Consider the following 22,368-nt stretch of genomic DNA (forward strand, 5'->3'; position numbering starts at 1 on the left):
TTGATAGGAAATGTTTATGAAATGAAAAAATCACACTAAAAGTGTGATTGGATTAGTTCTTAAAATACTTCTTAGTCTCAGCAACAACGACTGGAGACAAGACCAAAAGGGCAATCAAGTTTGGCAAAGCCATTAAGGCATTGACGATATCTGCAATAATCCAGACCATATCCAACTCGATAAATCCTCCCAACAAGACCATGAGCACAAAGACCACTCGATAGAGCCAGATAAAGCGAACGCCAAAGAGAAACTCAAAACAGCGTTCTCCGTAGTAGTTCCAGCCGAGAATAGTCGTAAAGGCAAAGAGTACAAGGAAGATGGTCAAGAGGGCAGATCCAAAGTGTGAAAAGACCATAGAAAATGCTGACTGGGTCAAGGCAACTCCATTCAATTCACCACTCCAAACACCAGTTACCAAGATGGTTAAACCTGTCAGAGTACAGATAATCAACGTATCAATAAATGTTCCTGTCATAGAAATCAAGCCTTGCTCAACAGGCTCATTTGTCTTAGCTGCAGCAGCTGCAATGGGAGCTGAACCAAGACCAGATTCATTAGAGAAGACTCCTCGCGCCACACCATTTTGGATAGCCATCCGAATACTAGCACCTGCAAAACCACCTACCGCAGCAGCTGGACTAAAGGCTGAAGTAAAGATGAGGGCAAGCGTGGCTGGGATTTTCTCGATATTAAAGAGAATAACTGTAAGAGTTCCCAGAATATAGACAATAGCCATAAATGGAACAACTGCTGTCGAAACTTTTGATATGGATTTGAGGCCACCAAAGACGGCAATCCCTACAAAAATGGATAAAATCAGAGTCGTGATAGCTGGTTCCACTTGAGCCGTATTTTGAATGGATTCTGTAATCGAATTGACTTGGGTAAAGGTACCAATTCCTAGAAGCGCCACCAATACACCAGCTAGGGCAAAGAAGATAGCAAGGGGACGCCACTTTTCTCCCATTCCCAAAAGAATGTAGTGCATGGGTCCTCCAGCTACAGCCCCATTTGCATCCTTGGTGCGGTATTTGATGGCCAGCAAGCCTTCAGCATACTTGGTTGCCATCCCAAAGAAGGCTGCCATCCACATCCAAAAGAGGGCCCCTGCTCCCCCAACCTTAATGGCTGTCGCGACTCCGATGATATTTCCCGTACCCACGGTGGCGGCTAGAGCCGTACAGAGAGCAGCAAAGCTCGACACATCGCCATGCCCCTTATCCTTGGTAAAGATCAACTGAAAGGCCTTAGGAAGACGAACAACCTGCAAAAGGCCTAGTCGGATGGTCAAATAGATACCCGTTCCGACCAATAAGATCAAGAGGGGAGGCCCCCAAACAAAAGCATCAAGCGCTTTAAGCAACTCTAACATATCCTACTCCTATCTTTTCAACCCCAAAAGAAAGAGCACATGCAAGATACATGTACTCTGGAATGCTTAGATAAATGCCGAAAGCGGTCTATCTTAGCTCTGTCCTTTTACCTGAGAGTTTGAGCAGTTGCCTGCCTTGCCCCTTCGGTGCCTTTACGGTCTCTCCAGAGTTCCGTCCATTTACAGTCATGGAAAACAAACCTTTCTCCACTTCTATTAAACTTCATTCGGTGTTGGTATTTTATTTTTTATTATTCTACAAGAAAAGTTAGTCTTTGTCAATATATTCTATGAAACTTTTTGACTTTTCATTTCTTTTTTCAGAAAGAGCGAATCCTTCTTCTCTCTATCCTTTAAAGGTTACAATGGTGGCACCACTGCCTCCAGCATTTTGTGGAGCAAAGCCGAAACTCTTGACATGTTTGTTTCTTTGTAGGTATTTGGTGACGCCCTCGCGGATGACTCCCGTTCCGATACCATGGATGATATCGACTTGCGCCATGTTGTTGAGCAGGGCTTGGTCGATAAAGGCGTCCAGCTCATTCATAGCCTCTTCGTATCGTTTACCTCGGAGATCCAGTCTGGCTTGCGGACCACGACCAGAAGCACGTTTCACGACATTGACTTGTTTTTTCTTGACTGGGGCTTCTTGCTGAGCCTGAACAAGGTCAAATTCTTTCTCTTCCAAGGTCATCTTGATCAAACCGACTTGGGCTTCCCAACGGCCGTCCTTAAGCTGATTGGTCAAGGTTCCACGTTGTCCATAACTGAGGACCACAATATCATCCCCCACCTTCGGAGCTCGTTTTTTCTTGGCTTTTTGAAGGACCTTGTTTTTAGATAAGTCGACTTTTTCAGGAGCTAGTTTTTTCAGTTTAGCCTTGGCTTCAATGATTTCATGGGGTTTGAGTTGAGACTTGCTATGAAGGTTCTTAAGAATCTGGTCACTCTCACTTAGAGCGAGTTCCACAATCTCGGCAGCTTGTTCACGCGCCTTGTTGAGCTCAGTTTCTTTTTCACGATTGAGTTCGTTGTAGAGCTTTTTAAGAGCTCGGTTCATCTTAAGGTTTTCTTGCTCGACCTCACGAATATTGTCCAAGCGTTTGCGACTCTCTAGCGTCTGCTCTTCCAGTTGCTCAATGATGCGGTTGACATCATTATCCTGATCGACCTGCTGGCTGGCATCTCCTACGATGACATCTGACAAGCCCAGACGTTTGGCAATTTCAAAGGCATTGCTTCGGCCAGGAACTCCCTGCATAAAGCGATAGGTCGGGCGAAGAGTCGCAGTATCAAACTCCATGCTGGCATTTTGCACAAAGGCTGTTTCGATACCGTAGGCCTTGAGCTCTGGATAGTGGGTCGTCGCCATAGTCTTGACCTGACGGAGACGAAGATCCTCCAAAATAGCCATAGCAAGGGCTGCACCTTCCTGTGGATCGGTACCAGCCCCGAGCTCATCTAGCAATAAAAGCGAATGTTGGTTGACCTTGCCAAGAATATCTACGATATTGGTCATGTGGCTCGAGAAGGTAGACAGGCTTTGCTCGATAGACTGCTCATCCCCAATATCTGCGAAGATTTCTTCGAAAATACCGACACGACTCCCCTTATCAGCTAAAATGGGCAAGCCCGACTGGGCCATGAGTTGGGTCAAGCCCAAGGTTTTGAGCATGATGGTCTTCCCACCAGTATTGGGACCTGTAATGACAATGGCCGTTAATTCCTTACCGAAGTGTACATCGTTTGCGACAGCATTTTTGACCAAAGGATGGCGAACATGAAGGAGTTGAATCTCTTGATTCTCTGAAAGTTGAGGAACAACCGCTTGCATTTCTTGAATAAAACGCACCTTGGCACGAATCAGATCCAGATGGCCGATAATCCAAGCGTCATTAGCAATCTCTGCAGCATGAGGACGAACCCGTTCCGATAGTTCCTGCAGGATACGAATCATCTCATAGCGCTCATCAGCTCGCAGACTAGCGATTTCTTCGCTCAGCTTGACGACCTCACGTGGCTCGATATAGACCGTGTTTCCACTGGCAGAGATGTCATGAACAACACCTGCAATCTTGTTGCGGTAAGTGTTTTTCACAGGTAAGACTTGACGGCCATTTCTGCTAGCGATTATGCCTTCCGTCAACATCTGAGCTTTTTGCTTGAGCAAGTCTTGCAAGACATCTCGAACTTGACTCTCGCTATCATGGATTTTCCGACGGATGCGTGCCAGTTCTTCACTGGCGAAATTCTCGATAAATCCTGCATCATTTAGGGCTTGGAGACCCCCTTGCAAGTGTGGAAAATCATGCAGTTTTTCAAACCATCTCGCCAACTGTTCCAAGCGTACATTTTCAAGATTGGCATAAAAACCTTGCAACTCTCTGCTAGCAAGCAAGACTCGTTTGAGAAGTAGGAACTCCTCAATATTGAGGTCCGCCCCCATCTCCAGACGCTTGCAGACAGCTGAGATTTCACGTGTCGCTAGGATTGTAAAGTGAGGCTGCTCCACAAATAGGGCTTGCATTTCCTCCATCTCTGTAAAGGCTTGCTTGATCTTATCCGCCTTGGCAGTTGGAGCCAAGGCTTTTAACTCCTCTAGCCCTTGTTCTGTCAGGAGATGCGATTCAAACAAGGCTTTGATTTTATTAAATTCTAAGGTTTCTAGTATTTTTGTATTCATATTTTTTCCTTGTATACTTGTTTACAAGATTGTTGTACCTAGAGATTTTTGGACTTTACCTGTCCCTAGTTGTCCAATCTGTAAACAAAGGGCTAGGAAAAATCCCGCCCTTTTTATCCGATTAAATTTGTCACCCAGAGTTGTTTGATGAAGTTTGTCGTAAAAGGGACACTTTGGATGATGTTTTTGGCTACTATACTTTTTTCGAGTGAATTTTGAATGACTGCCAGAGGCACCGTTGCAAGAATGGTCAGAGCCATTTGCAAGACAAATAAGGTTACCAATAGCGACAATAGGCCTGCTCCGATACGGAACCATTTGACATCGAGCTTTTTAGTTGGAATCAAGTGTAGGAACAAACCGATAAAACGTCCGATACTGTAACAAATTCCGAAAACTAGAAGGTAGGCCAGACCCGCATAAAAGACCTTGTCTAGCTGAAACAGCTGGTCTGAAGGGAAGAAAAAGGTGCCCTGTCCTTCCTGAGGATTGGCATAAGGGACAAGCAAGTGGAAGTGTTCTCCCAGTGATTTATAAAACTGTCCCGCAACAAAGGCTGAAATCACTGCAACGAGGAAATAATAAACTTGCAGGACCAAGCCTCTACGGTAGCCGATGTAAAAACCCCAAGCCAGAACCAATAAGAGTAGGATTGAAATCATAGGGAATCCTCAATCTTGCTCTGTTCTTGTTTAACAGCAATCAACTTGTGGCGGAGTTCTAACAACTCTTGCTCCTTGTCATCAAATTCAATCTCACGGTTGAGTTGTGTAGACAGACAATTGACCGCCAAAAGAAGCGCAATGGTTTCATCATCCGCCCCAGGCATTTGTTCTTTAATTGCTTGGTATTTTTCAGTCGCAACCTTGGCAATTTCCTCCATAAAGAGGTTGTCATGCTCGGTTGTCAAGGTTAATGTCTTTTTCCCGAATGTAAACTTATATCGATTTAGATTTGCCATAAAATTCACCTCACGATATTATACCAAATTTCGCTAACTTTGTCAGTTTTTACCAATTCTCCTGCTTTTGTGGTACAATAGAGACTATGGCAAGTATCACACTCACACCAAGTGAACAGGAAATTCAGAGCTTTTTAAGTCAGTATCAGAAGGCTCTCAGTCCTAGTAAAAATCCCTATATTCGCTTTTTTTTGCGATTCCCTCAGGCAACAGTTTCCATCTATACTTCTGGAAAAGTCCTCCTGCAGGGCGAAGCTGCTGAGCAATACGCCAGTTTCTTTGGCTATCAAGTTGTAGAGGAAACCAGTGGACAAGATTTTCCTATGATTGGGACTGATGAGGTGGGAAATGGTTCCTACTTTGGTGCTCTGGCTGTCGTGGCTTCCTTCGTGACACCTGATCAGCACGACTTCTTGCGAAAACTCGGTGTGGGGGATTCTAAGACTCTGACAGATCAAAAGATTCGTCAAATTGCCCCTATTCTCAAGGAAAAAATCCAGCACCAAGCGCTTCTCCTTTCACCGAGCAAGTACAACGAAGTTATCGGAGAGCGTTACAATGCTGTTTCTGTAAAAGTTGCCCTTCACAATCAGGCTATTTTTCTCCTGCTTCAAAAAGGAGTCCAGCCAGAAAAAATCGTCATTGATGCTTTTACAAGCGCTAAAAACTATGACAAGTACTTGGCGCAAGAAGCCAATCATTTTCCAAACAAGATCACTTTGGAAGAAAAAGCTGAGGGCAAATACCTGGCTGTTGCGGTTAGCTCCATCATCGCGCGGGATCTCTTCCTCGAAAACTTAGAAAATCTTGGACGAGAACTAGGCTATCAACTGCCAAGTGGCGCTGGAACTGCATCTGATAAGGTTGCTAGCAAAATCCTTCAAGCCTATGGCATGAAAGGACTTCATTTCTGTGCCAAACTGCATTTTAAAAATACTGAAAAAGCCAAAGCACTTCTAGAAAGGTAAATTATGAATTCGTTTAAAACATTTCTAAAAGAATGGGGAGTTTTCTTCCTGATTATCGCGCTGGTAGGTCTTAGCCGTATCTTTCTTTGGAGCAATGTCCGCGTGGAAGGACACTCGATGGACCCTACCCTAGCCGATGGAGAAGTTCTCTTCGTTGTTAAACATCTCCCAATTGACCGATTCGACATCGTGGTTGCGCATGAGGAAGAAGGAAATAAAGACATTGTCAAAAGGGTTATCGGCATGCCTGGAGATACCATCCGCTACGAAAATGACAAACTCTTTATCAACGGTGAAGAAACGAATGAACCTTACCTAGCAGAATATCTCAACTTGTTCAAAACAGAAAAGTTGCAAAATACCTATACTGGCAAAGGATTTGAAGGCAATAAGGGAGTTTACTTTAGAGAACTTGCTCAAAAAGCACAAGCCTTTACGGTCGATGTCAATTCCAACACCAGCTTCAGCTTTACTGTCCCTCAAGGTGAGTACCTTCTCCTTGGTGACGATCGTTTAGTCTCTAGCGACAGCCGCCATGTCGGTACTTTCAAGGCCAGCGATATCAAAGGCGAAGCAAAATTCCGTTTCTGGCCACTTAACCGTATCGGAACTTTTTAAGATAAGGAAGAGGCCGAGAATGCTAAGTCTCAGCCTCTTTTTCTATTGCGAGAAGAAGGCCTTTTCGTCATCTAGCTTTTCAAAGTGGCCAAGAGACCAATTCTCACGAACTCATGTAAAGGAAACCTATGGAAGTTTATTTTTCAGGCACCATTGAACGCATTATTTTTGAAAATCCCAGTAATTTTTATCGCATCCTCCTCTTAGATATCGAAGATACCGATGTGGAGGACTTTGACGATTTTGAAATCATCGTTACAGGAACCATGGCGGACGTGATTGAAGGGGAAGACTACACTTTTTGGGGGCAAATTGTTCAGCACTCCAAGTATGGAGAACAGCTTCAGTTCAGCCGTTATGAGCGGGCAAAACCAACCAAAAATGGGCTGGTCAAGTACTTTTCCAGTAGCCATTTCAAGGGGATTGGTCTCAAAACGGCCAAAAAAATCGTGGATAGCTATGGTGACAATACCATAGACGAAATTCTGGAGCATCCTGAAAAGCTGGAAAGCATTGCTGGACTCTCTACCAAAAACCGTGAGGCTTTTGTCTCCACCCTCCGTCTCAACTATGGGACAGAAATGGTCTTGGCTAAACTTGCCAACTACGGCATTCCCAATAAACTAGCCTTTCAGATTCAAGACTTTTACAAGGAGGAAACTCTGGATGTGGTTGAAAATTATCCCTACCAGCTGGTCGAGGATATCAAAGGCTTGGGTTTTACCATCGCCGACCAATTAGCTGCCGAACTAGGCATCGAAAGTCAAGCTCCTGAACGCTTCCGTGCTGGCCTTGTCCACAGTCTCTTTCAAGGTTGTATGGATACGGGCGATACCTATATGGAGGCTCGAGATTTGCTGGAACAGACACTTACTCTCCTCGAGTCTTCCCGTCCCGTGGAACTCGATCCCAGCCAAGTAGCTCAGGAATTAGCTCATTTGATCGAAGAAGATAAAATCCAACAGGTAGATACCAAAATCTTTGATAACAGCCTCTTTTTCGCCGAAGAAGGCATCCGCAATAACTTGGTTCGTATCCTCGAAAAAGGAAAGCAAAAGAGTCATGATTTGGAAGCCATTCAAAAGCATATCGCTAGTGTTGAGGAAGAACTGGGTATCCAATACGATAGTATCCAAAAGCAAGCTATCTGTGACGCCATCCAGAACAAGGTCTTTATCCTGACAGGTGGACCTGGTACAGGTAAAACCACTGTTATCAATGGGATTATCGCTGTCTATGCCCTGCTTGAAGGACTCAATCTCAAGAAAAAGAGCAACTTACCTATTCTTCTCGCTGCCCCAACTGGTCGAGCCGCTCGGCGCATGAATGAATTGACAGGATTGCCAAGTGCTACCATACACCGCCATTTGGGAATGACGGGAGATGATGATACCAGCCATCTGGAAGATTATCTGGATGCCGACTTCATCATCGTGGATGAGTTTTCTATGGTGGACACTTGGCTAGCTAACCAACTCTTCTCCAATATCTCCTCAAATAGTAAAATTCTCATCGTGGGTGATAGCGACCAGTTACCTTCTGTCAGTCCTGGACAAGTCTTAGCTGACCTACTCCAGATTCAACTGATTCCGCAGACTCGCTTGGAACGGATTTACCGTCAGAGCGAAGAATCAACTATCGTTACCTTGGCGAGTCAAATTCGACAAGGCATCTTGCCAGCTGACTTTACCCAGAAAAAAGCTGACCGTTCCTACTTTGAAATCGCTAGTGGCCATATCCCAGCTACGATTGAGAAAATTCTTGGTGCTGCCCTCAGAAGTGGCATTCCGGCTCGTGATATTCAGGTGCTAGCGCCTATGTATCGAGGAACTGCTGGCATTGACGCCATCAACCAGCTCATGCAAGACCTGCTCAATCCACCACAAAAAGACCAACTCAGTTTTGAAGCTCCCAAATGCTTCTATCGCAAGGGTGACAAGGTCATTCACCTAGTCAATGACGCCGAAGTCAATGTCTTTAATGGAGACCTAGGCTACATCACAGATTTGATTCCTGGAAAATACACCGAGTCCAAACAAGACGAGATTGTCATTGATTTTGATGGAAATGAGGTCATCTACCCACGTAACGAATGGTACAAGATCCGCCTGGCTTATGCCATGAGTATTCATAAGTCGCAGGGGAGTGAGTTTCCCGTTGTCATCCTGCCTATTACCAGTGCCAGTAAGCGCATGCTGGAACGCAATCTCATCTACACAGCTATCACACGGGCCAAGAGCAAACTCATCCTTCTTGGCGAATTACAGGCATTTGACTATGCAGTTAAACATATCGGAACTGCCCGTAAGACCTATCTGATTGAGCGCTTCAGTGATCTAATTGAAAATAATATTGAAGAAAGTAAACAAGCCTTCTCTGAAACTGCCACAGCAAGTGACTCTGAACTCTCCTACATCCTCACCGAGGAAAACTGGTCTAGCATCCCAGCCATGATTGGGATTACAGATGCAGACTTAAAAGAGATTTTTGGAAAATAGTACAGCAGAAAGCCCACCTAGTCAGGTGGGCTCTTTTCTCTTTTAAGATTATTTAACTGTTGCAGTGCTTGTAATCAATTCAACAGCTTTTTTGATAGCGATATCGTGTTTCAACATGTCAGCTGAAAGCAAGTTTTGAACTTGTGCAACTTCCATGTTGTAGTCTGCTGCCAATTGCTCGATTTCTTTTTGGATTTCTTCTTCTGAAGCGTCAAATCCTTCAGCTTTGGCAACTGCTTCGATAACAAGGTTAGTCTTCGTACGTGACTCAGCTTCTGCTTCGTATTGTTTGTGAAGGTCTTCTTGAGTAGTTCCTGTGATTTGGAAGTACATGTCAGGGTTGATCCCTTGACGTTGTAAGTTTCCAAGGAATTCATTTACTGAACGGTGAACTTCTTCGTGGATCATTTCTTCTGGAAGTTCTACGATTTCAGCATTTTCTACAGCTTTATCGATTGCTGCACCTTCAACGGCATCTTTGTATGCTTCTTCTTTCGCAGCAGTCAATTCTTTGCGGTATTTTTCCTTCAATTCAGCAAGTGTTTCCACTTCTTCGTCGATATCTTTTGCAAGTTCATCATCAAGAGCTGGAACTTCTTTAGCTTTTACTTCGTGGATAGTTGTTACGAATTTAGCTTCTTTACCTGCAAGGTCTTCAGCTTGGTAGTCTTCTGGGAATGTTACAAGAACATCAACAGTTTCACCAGCTGAGTGTCCAACCAATTGGTCTTCGAAACCAGGGATGAATTGACCTGAACCAAGTCCAAGTGAGAAGTTTTCACCTTTTCCACCGTCAAATTCAACACCGTCGATAGAACCAACGAAGTCGATCACAACAGTGTCGCCATTTTCAGCAGCGCCTTCTTTGATAACCAATTCAGCCAAGTTGTTGCGTTCGCGTTCGATACGCTCTTCAACATCAGCGTCTGTTACTTCTTTTTCTACATCTACTGATACTTCAAGGTTTTTGTAGTCACCCAATTTCACTTCAGGTTTTGTCACGACTTCAGCGGTGATAACCCAGTCTTGACCTTTTTCCATTGAAGTTACGTCAATTTTTGGTTGCGCAACCACTTCAAGACCAGCTTCTTTTACTGCAGCTTCATAAGCGTTTGGCAAAAGAGCGTTCATAACGTCTTGGTAAAGTGACTCTTCACCAAATTTTTGGTCGAAGATAGGACGTGGAAGGTGACCTTTACGGAAACCTGGAACGTTAAGAGTTTTCTTTACTGAGTTGAAGACACGGTCCAATTCTGGTTTGATTTGGTCTTGAGAGATAGTGAAAGTCAAGACTCCACGGTTTGTTTCTTTGTTTTCAAATGATACAGACATTCTGTCATTTCTCCTTAAAATTTTTTAAATACAGTCTATTATAGCATAAACTACGGTTAATTTTCAAGTAATGAATGCGCTTTTCAATGATGCTAAAGGTACTTGCTCGCTTCCCTGATACTGAGTTCAGCCATTCGTTTCTTATTTTTTTCAATGAAACGTGCTACCCATTCGGGATTGGTTTTAGAGTAGTCTCTTAGGGCCCAACCGATGGCTTTGTTGATAAAAAATTTTGTCTGGTCCAGATTGTTGAGCAGGATCTTTTCCATCAGTTGGACATTTGTTTTCTCTTTTCTTAACAACTGGTGGTCAATAGCGACTCGTCTCAGCCAGATATTGTCTGATAGGCTCCATTTTAAAAGCACTTCTTCAAGTTCCGGATGGTTAGCCACCAAACTTCCTACTACTCGATCTAGAATATCTACCGTGTCCCACCAAGACTTGATCACGACCAGGCGCTCAAGCTTAGGCAAATCGTCCTTCGTTAGATAAGACTGCATGGCTTTCAAATAGTTGGCAGCCACATATTGGTATTCTCTAGGCTCCTTTTCCCAGCAAGTGTCTACAAAATCCCAATCGATAATCTTTGTTTTTTTCGCGCTTGGAAAGTATTTTCTATAGAGCGCATTTCTTTCTGGCGCCGCAATGCCTAGAAAGGGAAATTGATGGCGCATATAGGCTTCCATTGGGTCTGCTTTCTCAGGGTCTTTTGCTGCTTCTAGCTCCTCAAGTAACTCTGCAAGACTCATCTAAAGGTCCTCCTGCCCGACCAAGTGGTGCTGAAAGGCATAGACCGCTGCCTGGGTGCGATCGCTAACCTCAAGCTTGGCAAGGATGTTGGACACATGGGTCTTGACCGTCTTGAGAGAGATGAAGAGTTCATCTGCGATCCGTTGATTTTCGTAGCCCTTGGCAATGAGTTGAAGCACATCTCGTTCACGCGCAGTCAAGTCCTCATGAAGCTCGATATGATTGCGGTGGTATTCGACTTTCTTGCTGACCTCTTGTTCAATGGCCAGCTCGCCAGCAGCCACCTTACGGACAGCGTGGAGCAATTCGTCTGCACTAGAAGTCTTGAGCATATAACCTTTGGCACCAGCATTCAAGACCGGCATGATTTTTTCATTGTCTAGGTAAGAGGTCACTATCAAAATCTTGGCTTCAGGCCATTCTTTGAGGATGGCCAAGGTAGCATCAATCCCATTCATCTCAGGCATGACGATATCCATGACTATGACATCTGGACGTAATTCCAAGGCCAAGTCAATACCTTGAGACCCATTGGCCGCCTCACCCACAACTTCTACATCTTCTTGGAGGTCAAAGTAGCTTTTCAAGCCCAATCGGACCATTTCATGGTCATCTACCAGTAAAATTTTCATCTCTACTCCTTTATGATTCCTTGTCGAGCAGGGGAATACGGATATCAACCGCCAGTCCTTGCTTAGGTGCTGTCAAGAGTTGAACTGTTCCAGCCATATCTTCAACCCGCTCCTTAATATTTCGCAGTCCATAACTCAAATCGTCTAAACTCCCTAACTGGAAGCCAATCCCATTGTCCACCACTTTCAGCTGCAATTCAACATCTGTCTGATAGAGATAGACATCCAAACAAGATGCCTGAGCATGGCGAAGGGTATTGCTGATCAACTCCTGAATAATGCGGAAGATGTGCTCTTCGATTTTCTTAGGCAATTTAGACACATTTTGCTTGAGACTTACCTTGAGATCACTCTTGTCCTCAAGTTCTTTTAAGAGAATTTGAATCCCTTCAACCAGACTCTTGTCTTCCAACTCAACGGGTCGCAAATGCAAGAGCAAGACCCGTAGATCTTTCTGGGCTGTTTCGAGGATGGCTGCGACACTTTGCAACTGGATCTGCATCTTTTCTCTATCAAGCTTCAAAGCCTGCTGACTGACACCTGATAAAATCATATGCGCCGCAAACAACTCCTGACTAACCGTATCATGTAAGTCACGCGCTATCCGCTTCCGTTCTTTCTCGATGATTTCTTCTTCCTTGACTAGGCTTTGGTTTTCAGCCTTTTGAACAGCTTCTGTCAAAAGATTGAGCTTACCAGATAAGGACTTGAAACTGGCATCCAAGTCTGGATCTGCAAAAAAAACTAGTTCTTTCCCTGCTAATAAGCGCTTGAGATTGACCTGCATTTTTCTGCGAGAAATTTCTTCCATCACCCTCCAAAAGAGGACAAAAAAGAAGGACATGGAAAGACTAAAGACAAAGATCAAGAAGATTAACTTTTCCAGTTTTTCGATATCTTGTAGCAAATAGGACCAATCAAGATTGAGAATATCCAGTAGACTATTGGTCAAAAAGAGGATAAAAAGGAGAGAAGTCAGCCCGATTAATAGATAGGATTGCTTTTTCATCCTCTAACCACCTCCACATCTCCAATCATACTGGTTAGGAAAATTTTGACGCTCTTGTTACTCTTGAGGTAGTCTCTGGTTTCCTGATGATAGTGTTCATTACGAAGGGATCTCTTAGGTTGATGAAGGAAGGTAAGATCTCCATAAAGACAGTTGACACTGAGGCTGATTTCCACATCTACAGGTACGATAATCCTAGTCGTTCCGACCATTTTTCTAAGGATAATGACATTGTCATGATTGGTTAGGATAACTCTTTCTAGATGAATGGTGTCCTTGCCCATGAGGCGAAAGAGGTTGATATCATCAAATTGGCAGGTCTGGTGACTAGAGAAATGATGGAGATTGCCAAACCAAGGATTGCGTTCATTTTTTACCGTCACGACTTCTTCAAAAACCAGGTCAGTCTCCTCTTTTTCTTGGTTCATCATTGGATAGAGAAGAAAGAGGCTATAGATAACTGCCACAAAGATGGCTAGAATCACAAAGGGATTAAGCATAACGATGAAAAAGAAGAGTATGGTCGCCACAAGGAGGAAAACGTTATTGCCTTCTTTACCTGTATAATAACGGAGCAAGAGCAAAAAGAGGAATAGAATCAGCAGAAAACGCGAAAAATGCTCTGATACCATCAAAATCAGAGCTCCCGTCAATAGACAGGCTTCAATAAATAAAAAGATTTGAAATTTTTTCATAGCTGCATCCTCTCCCTTCTATTTTATCACAATTCAAAAAAGTCACCTCGGTCTGAGGATGGAAAAAGGAGATGGGACAGAAATCGCTCGTACAAGCTTGGTTTCATCAACTCACTACAGTTGACAAAAGGCTACAAAAAAGGGCGGGATTCTTGTCCCGACCTCTCTACATCTGATCTTTTGCTTCTTTGAGTTTGCCATAAAGAATATAGTCTACGTTTTGCAAATCCGCTATGGTGGCACAGTTAAGGGCACACATGATCAAACGCAGATCGTCTTTCCAGCCTTGGACAATGCCAATCACCTCTTCGACGGAATAGGTTTCAATCAACTCTAGAACGGTACGTGACAGTCCCACAGCCTTGGCTCCAAAGACCAGGCACTTAATCATATCAAGCGGGTTCCGAACACCTCCACTGACCAAGAGTTCGACCTTGTCTTTCCAGCCTTGGGCATTGAGAAGGGCTTGCATGGTGGATTGTCCCCATTGATTGAGGTAGTCACGCTGACCACTACGACGGTTTTCAATGTAGGCAAAACTGGTACCACCACGACCTGACAGGTCAAAGGTTCGAACACCCAGTTCATAGGCTCTCCCGATGGTCTTGGCATCCATGCCAAAACCGACTTCTTTTAAAACAAGAGGAACAGGGATGCGTTTGCTATAATCTGCTAGATGCGATTGCCAGCTTCTGAACTTCCTTTCTCCCTCGGGCATGAGCAATTCCTGCATGACATTGACATGCACCTGCAGGAGAACAGGATCCATTGCTTGCACAGTCTGAAGTCCTAGGTCAACAGGCTTGTCCAATCCAATATTGGTTCCAAGGAGGAGATTTGGATGGCTAGATTTGACAGAAAAAGAGCCATCTGTTGGATCTTTTAGGGCTGCGCTATAAGAACCCGTCACAAATAAAATCCCACAGGCTTCTGCCACCTGAGCCAGCTTTTGATTGATTTCTTTACCTTTTTTGCTCCCACCCGTCATGGCATTGATATAAAAAGGAAAGTCCCACTTTCGACCTGCAAATTCTGTAGACAAATCAATCTCATCTAGGTCATAGAGCGGTAGCGAAGAGTGGATTAACTCAACCTCATCAAAGCTATTATAGGAGCTTTTTTGCTCAAGGGCATAGCGGATGTGCTCGTCCTTACGATTTGTCGTCATGTCCTATCCTTTCTTGGTATAAGAGCTCAATCCCCAGATCGGCCCAGCGATTTTTAAAGGTTTCAGTTGATTGCTCATCAAAACTCAAGGCAATGCCACAGTCACCACCACCAGCACCACTACTCTTGGCAACAGCCAGCAAATCTTGACTGGCTTCTTTCAACTGTCTCAGCGAAGGTGTGTATATATCTGGGCTCAAGCCTTCTAAGAGCTGGCTGGCTGTTTCCACCTGCTCGATGATGTTTTCTGCATTCCCCTGCTCCAAGGCTTCTACCAAAGCAGACACCATTGCTTTTGAGGATGTTAAAAAATTCTGGTCTATGTTTTGCTTGATTTGCTGAACCATTTGACTCGATACAGCCACTTCCTTGGTCCATCCCACTAGGAAATCACATTCTAGACCTGGTTTTATCTGTGAGATAGAAAAACCCCAATCGCGCTCCAAAACTGTCGCCAAGTTTTCTTCTTCCAACCACGTAGCTATCTTCTTTCGATCAAACGACTGGTAGAGAACCAAATTCTCTGCCACAATACAGGCAAGGTCTCCCATAGAACCATTGTCGCCTCGCTTGAGCAAGACCGCGCTAGCCAGCTTGAACAAGAGTTCCGGATCAACCGTAATATCATATAGGGCCAGTAGGGCCTTGATCACCAAGACAACGACGCTACCACTAGAACCCAGACCAAACTTTTTGCCTTCCCGTTCCATTTTTCCACTGATTTCTAGAGAAAAAGGCCTTAAATCCTGACCTCGATAGGTCAAAAAATCTTCCACTAAAGCAATCGTTTCTTGAATCAAGCTGTAGGCAGGATTTGGCGTCAAGTCCACTGCGAAATCAAACATATCTGAATAGATACGGTAGCTATCAGAAAAGGCAATTTCTCCCCTCATATAGATAGGTATCGCCTTTATCAAGGCCAGCTGTTCTGGCTCTAAAATGGCGTACTCACCAGCCCAATAGAGTTTTCCACAAGTCTTAACAGCAATCATCTTGACTCAAATCCTTTGTTTTTGACACAATCAAGCGATAACGTTGACCAAAGATTTCAGATAGATGATCCAAGTCTTTCTCCTGACAGAGAACCTTGACATTGGGACCAGCATCCATGGTAAAGTAGCAGGCCTCTCCTTGCCCACGAAGCTGGCGAACAAAGTTCATCGCTTCATAAGTCGCATCCGTTAGATAAGAAAAGGCTGGCGATGCTGTTTTGGTCGTGGCGTGCATAGCAAGGGCATTTTTCTCCGTTAGTTCCCCAACCTTGGCAAAGTTATTCTCTTTGAGATAAAGCAGCATATCCTGATAATCCTTCTCAGACTGGCGTACCCAGTCATCAAAGGTCGTCGAGGTTTCCACACAGAGTTTCATCCCATCACGGCTAGAAATTGGTTTTTTCTTGTCCTCTAGCACCAACATGATCATAGCTAGTTTCAAGTCTGTCTCTACAGGGTAAATCTCTCCACTATCCTTGTCCCAGGCACCGAGTGGTCCATAAAAACTACGAGAGGAAGAACCTGAAGCGAACTTAGCCTCCTGTGCCAACTGACTCCGATCCAAACCAAGCTGGAAATAAGCATTGCAAGCCTTGACCAAGGCGGACAAACCACTAGAACTAGAGGACAGGCCCGCTGCAGTAGGCATGTTGTTGTGGGTATCGATACGGACAAAACCTTCCCCAGCCGGACGGTAACGGTCAATGATTTTGCTCATCTTAGCATGCTCAGCCTCACTCTGGAGCTGACCATTGATATAAAATGCATCAGCCGTCGCATCCTTCGGTAGAGGCGACAAGGTCGTCTCTGTATACATATTTTCCAAAGTTAAAGAAATACTGCTAGTAGCAGGAACCATCTCTTTTTCTTTTTTCTTTCCCCAGTATTTGATAATGGCAATATTTGCGTAGGAACGTACTGTTACAGGCTCTCGATCCATGTCTGAACAGCTCCTTTCTCTTCTAATCGTTTTGTTAGTTCTTGAGCGTGTGTCAAATTGGTTGCCAAGGCTATGATACAGCCTCCTAGCCCACCACCACTCATCTTGGCACCTAGAGCACCATAGCTAAGAGCCGTTTCAACGAGGGAGTCTGCCTCAGGGCTGCTGACACCAATTTCTTTTAAATGTAAATGCGCTTGACTGAGGATTTGTCCCAGTTTTTCAGCATCTTTTCGTCTAATCGCATCTTCTGCCTGCTGGGTCAATTCTCCCAAGGCATGCAAAAACGGCAGAGCATCCTTACCCTTACTTTGAACCACTTGGATAGCTTCACGAGTGTGACCATACACGCCCGTGTCAGCAATCACCAAATAAGCAGATAGGTTCATCTCAAGTTCTGTAAAACCAACATTCTTGATAAAGCGAATGGGCTGGTCACTGAGACAGGTCTTGGCATCCAAACCGCTTGGATTCATATGGGCAATCATCTCAGCCCGATTGACCAAGATTTCTAATACGTCATGAGGCAGATCGGCTTGATAGTAGTCAAAAACCGCACGAATGGCCGCTATGCTGATAGCCGCAGACGAACCCATCCCTCGTTTTTCAGGAATAGCTGAGTCAATCACACAGCGAATGCAGGCCTCTTTAATCTCTAAATATTCTAACGAAGCATAAACTGCCATGGACAAAGTATCCTCCTCATAAAGACGCCACGGACTCGCTGCAGGAACTACCTTACATGTCACCTCTACCTCTAAGAGAGGCAGAGAAATGGCAGGATAGCCGTATACAACAGCGTGCTCTCCTATTAAAATAATCTTACTATGTGCCTGACCGACACCAACTTTTTTTATCATGTTTTCCTTTAACCAGACGGAAAGACCGTCTTGCTTTTCATACAGTAGTATTTCCTCCTATCTATTTTATTATATTTTCACAAAAAAAGCGATTGTTTCCTTCACAATCGCCCCTTTCATTATTGGATCCATTCGCCATTATAATTGACGTAATAGCCTTCTACAGTCGTATTCACTGCTAAAGCACCTGAACTATAAGCATAGTACCATTTCCCTCCAACCTGGAACCAACCAGTCTTCATATCACCATTACTTGCGTTTAGATAATACCAAGTCGAACCTTCCTGATACCAGCCAGTCGCCATAGCTCCTGATGAACGGAGGTAGTACCACTTGTTCCCAAGGTATTGCCAGCCCGTTTTCATATCACCATTTTCAGCATCTAAATAATACCAAGTTGAGCCTTCCTGGTACCAACCAGTTGCCATGGCTCCTAATGAATGGAGGTAGTACCACTTATTGCCAAGTTGTTGCCAACCAGTTTGCATGATACCAGTTTCTGGATCTAGATAGTACCAAGTTGAGTTATCCTTGGCCCAACCACGCACTGGCTCCCCAACCGTTAAACTGTTGATACGAGCATCAAAGCCACCACTCTTCTGTAAATAATACCAATACCCTTCGTCATAAATCCAACCGGTTTTTAAAGTGTGATAGCTACGCTGATCTTCAAAATAATAGACTCGTTTCTCTGCTGGACTATCATATTGTTCCCCATGATGTTTGTTGGTATTTGTAGCAGTTTTTGCTTCTAAAACTTGCTTGCCAACAAATTCTTGTAGTACCCCATCTTGACCAAAGTAATACCATTTTGGCATTGGCATATATTCTAATCTTAAACCATTTGGGTAAGGACCAATTGTACTACCTTTAGATGGAAACGGGATATATTGCCAGCCGACAACCATCTCTCCAGATAAAGAATCAAAGTAATAGTACTTCCCATCAATCACTCGCCAGTAGGTTTCTTTGAGTTCTCCCTTCTTATAGTAGGTTCTACCATTTTCTTGGACAAATTGCCAGCCTTCTGAATCAGTATCATCCGCAAAGACGGTGCTTGTCGCTAGCAAAGCAAAGCAAAAGACCGCGAGTCCAACTTGCATCATTATTTTAAATTTTTTCATTCGATCTTTCCTCCATAACTGATTGTAGCAAAGACTTTACTGTATGTCAATATATAGAAACTTCTCAAAAAAAGCAGTTACATAACTGCAACTGCTTTTCTATTCTTGCATGGTGTACCCAACACCACGCACGGTTTTAATGTAGCTTTTTTGACCTTTTACATCAAGCTTGCTACGTAGATAACGGATATAAACATCCACGATATTGGTCTCTGTCGCACTTTCGTACTTCCAAACACTTTCCAACAACTGCTCACGAGTCAAGACCTTCTTGCTTCCCATGAGAGTGGCCAAAAGGTCATACTCACGGCGCGTCAGAGCAATCATCTCCTCGCCACGATAAACAGTATGATGTTCTACATCCATACGTAGGTTACGGTATGACGTTGGGACCTTCATCTGACTACAGTGTTGGTCGATAAAGTCCCGACCTCGGAAAATCGCTGAAATACGAGCAACTAGATTATCAATAATCACTGGCTTATAGATGTAAGAAACGGCGAAGCGCTGGATTGTCTCAATCTGGTCTTGCAATTCTTCGCGATGGTCCAAGACCATGATCACCGAGGCTGGTTTTGTCCGACTAAGCCTCTCTGCAAAATCCTGGGCTGTCATATCCCCCAGACGAGCATTCAGTAAAATCAAGTCATAATCTGTCTGGAGAGCCATTGAGAGGGCTTTTTGCCCCTCCTCTACAAGATCAACACGGTATTGCTCTTTTTGGAGTTCCAGACTGAGAAAACGAGCGAGATTTCGTTCTTTCTCAAGTAATAAAATCCGTTTCCCCATGGCAGACCTACTTATTTCTCGTCATACCAAGAGTAGTGGAAGGTTCCTTCTTTGTCTTTACGTTGGTAAGTATGGGCACCAAAGTAGTCACGTTGTGCTTGGATTAAGTTAGCAGGAAGGTCTGCTGAACGATAGCTATCAAAGTAAGTAATAGCTGCTGAGAAAGTTGGCACTGGTACACCAGCTTGAACAGCAAGAGCTACGATATCACGAACTGCTTGTTGGTACTTGGCAGTAACATCCAAGAAATACTCATCCAAGAGAAGGTTTGCAAGGTCTGCATCACGGTTGTAGGCATCTGTGATCTTTTGCAAGAAACGAGAACGGATGATACAGCCATCACGCCAGATAGATGCGATGTCTGCAAATGGCAAGTTCCAGCTATTTTCTTTAGAAGCCACACGCAATTGGGCAAAACCTTGTGCGTATGAAATGATTTTTGAGAAGTAAAGGGCTTGACGGATCTTTTCAATCAACTCAGCCTTGTCTCCTTCAAATTTGAAGGCAGCTGGTTTTGGAAGAACCTTGCTAGCATGCACACGCTCTTCTTTGTATGTAGAGATATAGCGAGCAAATACTGACTCAGTGATGAGTGATAATGGCACACCAAGGTCAAGTGCTGATTGGCTAGTCCATTTACCAGTTCCCTTGTTACCTGCAGCATCAAGGATATAGTCTACGATTGGTCCATCTTGGCCTTCATCGTCTTTGCGACTCAAGATATCAGCTGTGATTTCGATCAAGTAGCTGTCCAACTCACCCTTGTTCCACTCAGTAAAGATTGCAGCCATATCTTCTGCAGAAAGGCCTAGCAAGTGTTGCATGAGGTCATAGCTTTCTGCGATTAATTGCATGTCACCATACTCGATACCGTTGTGAACCATTTTCACATAGTGACCAGCTCCATCAGGACCGATGTAAGTCACACATGGTTTGCCATCTTCTGGTGCTTTGGCTGAGATTTCTTCGAGAACATCAGCAACCAATTCGTAGGCCTCTTTTTGTCCACCAGGCATGATAGAAGGACCTTCAAGGGCACCTTTTTCACCACCGGAAACTCCAGTACCGATAAAGTTAATCCCTGAGTTTGCCAATTCTTCATTACGACGGATTGTATCTTTGTAGAAAGTGTTTCCTCCGTCGATCAAGATATCACCCTTGTCAAGGTGTGGAAGAAGGGCTTGAATTGTAGCATCTGTACCAGGTCCAGCTTGAACCATGAGCATGATACGACGAGGTTTTTCGATTGAGTTTACAAAGCTTTCCACGTCATAGCTTGGCACAAAGTTCTTTTCAGGATGGCAAGCAATCACGTCTTCTGTTTTTTCTTTACTACGGTTGTAAATGGCAACTGTATAACCACGAGATTCGATATTTAGGGCAAGGTTACGACCCATTACGGCCATACCTACGACACCAAAGTTAGCTTTTGTCATGTGACACTCCTCTTATTTCATTTGTTTTATTTTATCATTTTTACCTATGAAAGGAAAGAATTTTGTAATGGACTCCTAATAGTCCAAGTCATCTGCATGACCAGAACCATTCCCTACAAAGTAACCCGTCTTACAGTTGAGAGTGAAGAGGTAGGTTCCATCCGGTTTGTAGAGGTTGTAATAGCCGTTTCCGTTTACAATATTGACACGTTCGAGAATGTATTGGTTGCCAGTGATGTAGCCACGTGCACGTGATGTTGCTAGGATCTGTTCCAATACACCATCTGCAAACGTCCAGGCAGGATTGTTGCTATCGTCTACAGCTGATTGGTTATACGGTACACGACTAAGTCCTCTCTGTAGATTTACACCATCACCAGATAAACCACCATTTGTATCTCTAGCTGGTGCCGTAGTGCTTGTTGAAGGCGTCGTACTGCTTGCATTGTTTTCTGTAGCGGAACTTGAACTTGCTTGACTTGAGCTGGAACTTGAGCTGGAAGCACTGGTTTGTTGGCTCTTACCAAGGCTAATCGCCTGAGCTAACAGTTTATCAAGCTCTGTATTTCCCGTTTTAACTTCCGTGAACTTAGCATCCGCCTTGGCTTTAGCATTGGTATCCAAGACACCGTCAGTAATAGCTGGACTTTCAAAGAGGGCATTGATATCTTGAATGGCCTTGATTTGAGTTGCTAGGCTATCGTATTTTGACTTAGCTAGTGTATAATCACGGCTACCTTCTAACTTATCTAGCAAGTTTTTTAGCTGGCTAAACTTATCGAACTGGCTATTTTTTAAAGTAGTCTTATTGGCATCTGTATAGAAGGCATCATAAAGCGTATTGAACTCTTGCAAGTCGGTTTGCGATTCTTGATTTCCTGAAGATGCTTGAGAAGACTGAATTTCTTGGTTTGAACGAGATACCTGACGGTAGACATAATACGTCCCAGCAAGAACAAGAATCGCAGCTACCACAGAAACGATAGTAATCAGACGTTTCTTTTTAGAGCCTGTTTCAGGTTCCGTCTGTACTGATCGTGATAGGGAAGTATAGGTTTCTTCTTGTTCCTCATTTTCCTCATTCATTTCCTTGGATGCTGTTTCTGTTAAAACGAGAGGCTCTATTTCAGTACTTTCTTCATCTTGAAGTGGAGGAACAAACTGAGTAGTTTCTTCATTGTCTATCTCTTCAATAGATTCCTCAGATTCCTCGGAAACCACATCTGAACCTTCTACCTCTCCAGAAAGTTCACTTGTTTCACGAACTTCTTGGATCAATTCCTCTAAGTTTCGAGTAGAAGCCAATTCTTCTTTTTCAAACTGACGAGTTTCGAACTTATCTGCCTCGATCTCTTCGCGGTGCTGTTTGATGTATTTGTCCAAGATATTGTCTTCAGGCAATACTCCAGCCTCAACCTCTTCATTCTTACGAATTGCTTGACCAACAGTCAAATCTTTTGCTTCGTCAAAGTCGAATTGTGGCTCTTGCTGTTCTTTTTTATGACGATTATGTCTTTTCTTGCTCATGAGTTTACCTTT

At 43.9% G+C, this 22,368-nt stretch carries 20 protein-coding genes and 1 riboswitch; of the genes, 3 read left to right on the forward strand and 17 right to left on the reverse strand.

Annotation, left to right across the window (positions count from 1 at the left end):
- Positions 1-52: 52 nt before the first annotated feature.
- The 4 genes from HMPREF9189_RS09045 to zapA form a co-directional block, all read right to left on the reverse strand.
- Positions 53-1,375, reverse strand: a complete 1,323-nt coding sequence (locus tag HMPREF9189_RS09045) for a sodium:alanine symporter family protein (protein WP_000891454.1) — start codon at positions 1,373-1,375, stop codon at positions 53-55.
- An 89-nt stretch (positions 1,376-1,464) separates the two neighbouring features.
- Positions 1,465-1,553: riboswitch (glycine riboswitch) on the reverse strand.
- A gap of 168 nt (positions 1,554-1,721) precedes the next feature.
- Positions 1,722-4,058, reverse strand: coding sequence for an endonuclease MutS2 (locus HMPREF9189_RS09050; protein ID WP_001092931.1), 2,337 nt, complete (start codon positions 4,056-4,058; stop codon positions 1,722-1,724).
- 113 nt (positions 4,059-4,171) lie between these two features.
- On the reverse strand, positions 4,172-4,720 hold the full coding sequence (locus HMPREF9189_RS09055) for a CvpA family protein (RefSeq protein ID WP_000623543.1): 549 nt from the start codon (positions 4,718-4,720) through the stop codon (positions 4,172-4,174).
- The gene (gene zapA, locus HMPREF9189_RS09060; protein WP_000002028.1) at positions 4,717-5,019 is read right to left on the reverse strand and encodes a cell division protein ZapA; all 303 of its coding nucleotides are present in this window, start codon (positions 5,017-5,019) and stop codon (positions 4,717-4,719) included. The genes HMPREF9189_RS09055 and zapA overlap by 4 nt, the downstream gene beginning before the upstream one ends.
- Before the next feature lie 86 nt (positions 5,020-5,105).
- Here zapA and rnhC point away from each other — a divergent pair, with 86 nt between their 5' ends.
- The 3 genes from rnhC (at position 5,106) to HMPREF9189_RS09075 (ending at position 9,103) form a co-directional block, all read left to right on the forward strand.
- Complete coding sequence (rnhC, locus tag HMPREF9189_RS09065) at positions 5,106-5,987, forward strand: ribonuclease HIII (protein ID WP_000146894.1); 882 nt, start codon at positions 5,106-5,108, stop codon at positions 5,985-5,987.
- A 3-nt stretch (positions 5,988-5,990) separates the two neighbouring features.
- Complete coding sequence (gene lepB, locus HMPREF9189_RS09070) at positions 5,991-6,605, forward strand: signal peptidase I (protein WP_001083995.1); 615 nt, start codon at positions 5,991-5,993, stop codon at positions 6,603-6,605.
- Between the two features lie 128 nt (positions 6,606-6,733).
- The gene (locus HMPREF9189_RS09075; RefSeq protein WP_000454455.1) at positions 6,734-9,103 is read left to right on the forward strand and encodes an ATP-dependent RecD-like DNA helicase; all 2,370 of its coding nucleotides are present in this window, start codon (positions 6,734-6,736) and stop codon (positions 9,101-9,103) included.
- 48 nt (positions 9,104-9,151) lie between these two features.
- Here the strand turns inward: HMPREF9189_RS09075 and tig are convergent, their stop codons facing one another.
- The 13 genes from tig to HMPREF9189_RS09140 form a co-directional block, all read right to left on the reverse strand.
- A complete protein-coding gene (gene tig / locus HMPREF9189_RS09080; protein ID WP_000116509.1) occupies positions 9,152-10,435 on the reverse strand; it encodes a trigger factor in 1,284 nt (427 codons plus the stop codon).
- Positions 10,436-10,527: 92 nt separating this feature from the next.
- Positions 10,528-11,184: a DNA alkylation repair protein gene (locus HMPREF9189_RS09085; RefSeq protein ID WP_000050070.1), complete on the reverse strand. Its 657-nt coding sequence runs from the start codon at positions 11,182-11,184 to the stop codon at positions 10,528-10,530.
- Positions 11,185-11,817 (reverse strand): response regulator transcription factor, encoded by a 633-nt coding sequence (locus HMPREF9189_RS09090; protein ID WP_000698447.1) that lies wholly within the window; start codon positions 11,815-11,817, stop codon positions 11,185-11,187.
- Between the two features lie 10 nt (positions 11,818-11,827).
- A complete protein-coding gene (locus HMPREF9189_RS09095) occupies positions 11,828-12,826 on the reverse strand; it encodes a sensor histidine kinase (protein ID WP_000744935.1) in 999 nt (332 codons plus the stop codon).
- Positions 12,823-13,521 (reverse strand): cell wall-active antibiotics response protein LiaF, encoded by a 699-nt coding sequence (liaF, locus tag HMPREF9189_RS09100; protein ID WP_000714482.1) that lies wholly within the window; start codon positions 13,519-13,521, stop codon positions 12,823-12,825. The genes HMPREF9189_RS09095 and liaF overlap by 4 nt, the downstream gene beginning before the upstream one ends.
- Positions 13,522-13,687: 166 nt before the next feature.
- Entirely contained in the window at positions 13,688-14,689 is a 1,002-nt protein-coding gene (fni, locus tag HMPREF9189_RS09105; protein ID WP_000210658.1) for a type 2 isopentenyl-diphosphate Delta-isomerase, read from the reverse strand.
- Positions 14,673-15,680: a phosphomevalonate kinase gene (locus tag HMPREF9189_RS09110; protein WP_000562383.1), complete on the reverse strand. Its 1,008-nt coding sequence runs from the start codon at positions 15,678-15,680 to the stop codon at positions 14,673-14,675. Before HMPREF9189_RS09110 ends, fni begins: the two co-directional genes overlap by 17 nt.
- Positions 15,667-16,620: a diphosphomevalonate decarboxylase gene (gene mvaD / locus HMPREF9189_RS09115; RefSeq protein WP_000373463.1), complete on the reverse strand. Its 954-nt coding sequence runs from the start codon at positions 16,618-16,620 to the stop codon at positions 15,667-15,669. The genes HMPREF9189_RS09110 and mvaD overlap by 14 nt, the downstream gene beginning before the upstream one ends.
- Complete coding sequence (gene mvk / locus HMPREF9189_RS09120) at positions 16,602-17,480, reverse strand: mevalonate kinase (protein ID WP_000592864.1); 879 nt, start codon at positions 17,478-17,480, stop codon at positions 16,602-16,604. Before mvk ends, mvaD begins: the two co-directional genes overlap by 19 nt.
- A gap of 119 nt (positions 17,481-17,599) precedes the next feature.
- Positions 17,600-18,604 carry a choline-binding protein CbpF gene (gene cbpF, locus HMPREF9189_RS09125; protein ID WP_000713617.1) on the reverse strand — a complete coding sequence of 335 codons (1,005 nt, stop codon included), beginning with the start codon at positions 18,602-18,604 and terminating at the stop codon, positions 17,600-17,602.
- A 99-nt stretch (positions 18,605-18,703) separates the two neighbouring features.
- Positions 18,704-19,393 (reverse strand): response regulator transcription factor, encoded by a 690-nt coding sequence (locus HMPREF9189_RS09130; RefSeq protein ID WP_000518037.1) that lies wholly within the window; start codon positions 19,391-19,393, stop codon positions 18,704-18,706.
- 11 nt (positions 19,394-19,404) lie between these two features.
- Complete coding sequence (gene gndA, locus HMPREF9189_RS09135) at positions 19,405-20,829, reverse strand: NADP-dependent phosphogluconate dehydrogenase (RefSeq protein WP_000158762.1); 1,425 nt, start codon at positions 20,827-20,829, stop codon at positions 19,405-19,407.
- Between the two features lie 75 nt (positions 20,830-20,904).
- Complete coding sequence (locus HMPREF9189_RS09140; protein ID WP_000039120.1) at positions 20,905-22,356, reverse strand: cell division site-positioning protein MapZ family protein; 1,452 nt, start codon at positions 22,354-22,356, stop codon at positions 20,905-20,907.
- Between the last annotated feature and the right edge of the window lie 12 nt (positions 22,357-22,368).

Source organism: Streptococcus sp. oral taxon 071 str. 73H25AP (assembly GCF_000146755.1).
In the GTDB taxonomy this organism is placed as follows: Bacteria; Bacillota; Bacilli; order Lactobacillales; family Streptococcaceae; genus Streptococcus; species Streptococcus oralis_T.

Excerpts from the sequence above, each read along its gene's own strand:
- HMPREF9189_RS09140 (WP_000039120.1), bottom strand. The coding sequence starts at position 22,356 with ATGAGCAAGAAAAGACATAATCGTCATAAAAAAGAACAGCAAGAGCCA.
- liaF (WP_000714482.1), bottom strand. The coding sequence starts at position 13,521 with ATGAAAAAATTTCAAATCTTTTTATTTATTGAAGCCTGTCTATTGACG.
- HMPREF9189_RS09075 (WP_000454455.1), top strand. The coding sequence starts at position 6,734 with ATGGAAGTTTATTTTTCAGGCACCATTGAACGCATTATTTTTGAAAAT.
- HMPREF9189_RS09130 (WP_000518037.1), bottom strand. The coding sequence starts at position 19,393 with ATGGGGAAACGGATTTTATTACTTGAGAAAGAACGAAATCTCGCTCGT.
- zapA (WP_000002028.1), bottom strand. The coding sequence starts at position 5,019 with ATGGCAAATCTAAATCGATATAAGTTTACATTCGGGAAAAAGACATTA.
- mvaD (WP_000373463.1), bottom strand. The coding sequence starts at position 16,620 with ATGGATCGAGAGCCTGTAACAGTACGTTCCTACGCAAATATTGCCATT.
- HMPREF9189_RS09090 (WP_000698447.1), bottom strand. The coding sequence starts at position 11,817 with ATGAAAATTTTACTGGTAGATGACCATGAAATGGTCCGATTGGGCTTG.
- HMPREF9189_RS09085 (WP_000050070.1), bottom strand. The coding sequence starts at position 11,184 with ATGAGTCTTGCAGAGTTACTTGAGGAGCTAGAAGCAGCAAAAGACCCT.
- fni (WP_000210658.1), bottom strand. The coding sequence starts at position 14,689 with ATGACGACAAATCGTAAGGACGAGCACATCCGCTATGCCCTTGAGCAA.
- lepB (WP_001083995.1), top strand. The coding sequence starts at position 5,991 with ATGAATTCGTTTAAAACATTTCTAAAAGAATGGGGAGTTTTCTTCCTG.
- HMPREF9189_RS09055 (WP_000623543.1), bottom strand. The coding sequence starts at position 4,720 with ATGATTTCAATCCTACTCTTATTGGTTCTGGCTTGGGGTTTTTACATC.
- HMPREF9189_RS09045 (WP_000891454.1), bottom strand. The coding sequence starts at position 1,375 with ATGTTAGAGTTGCTTAAAGCGCTTGATGCTTTTGTTTGGGGGCCTCCC.
- mvk (WP_000592864.1), bottom strand. The coding sequence starts at position 17,480 with ATGATAAAAAAAGTTGGTGTCGGTCAGGCACATAGTAAGATTATTTTA.
- rnhC (WP_000146894.1), top strand. The coding sequence starts at position 5,106 with ATGGCAAGTATCACACTCACACCAAGTGAACAGGAAATTCAGAGCTTT.
- HMPREF9189_RS09110 (WP_000562383.1), bottom strand. The coding sequence starts at position 15,680 with ATGATTGCTGTTAAGACTTGTGGAAAACTCTATTGGGCTGGTGAGTAC.
- gndA (WP_000158762.1), bottom strand. The coding sequence starts at position 20,829 with ATGACAAAAGCTAACTTTGGTGTCGTAGGTATGGCCGTAATGGGTCGT.
- cbpF (WP_000713617.1), bottom strand. The coding sequence starts at position 18,604 with ATGAAAAAATTTAAAATAATGATGCAAGTTGGACTCGCGGTCTTTTGC.
- tig (WP_000116509.1), bottom strand. The coding sequence starts at position 10,435 with ATGTCTGTATCATTTGAAAACAAAGAAACAAACCGTGGAGTCTTGACT.
- HMPREF9189_RS09050 (WP_001092931.1), bottom strand. The coding sequence starts at position 4,058 with ATGAATACAAAAATACTAGAAACCTTAGAATTTAATAAAATCAAAGCC.
- HMPREF9189_RS09095 (WP_000744935.1), bottom strand. The coding sequence starts at position 12,826 with ATGAAAAAGCAATCCTATCTATTAATCGGGCTGACTTCTCTCCTTTTT.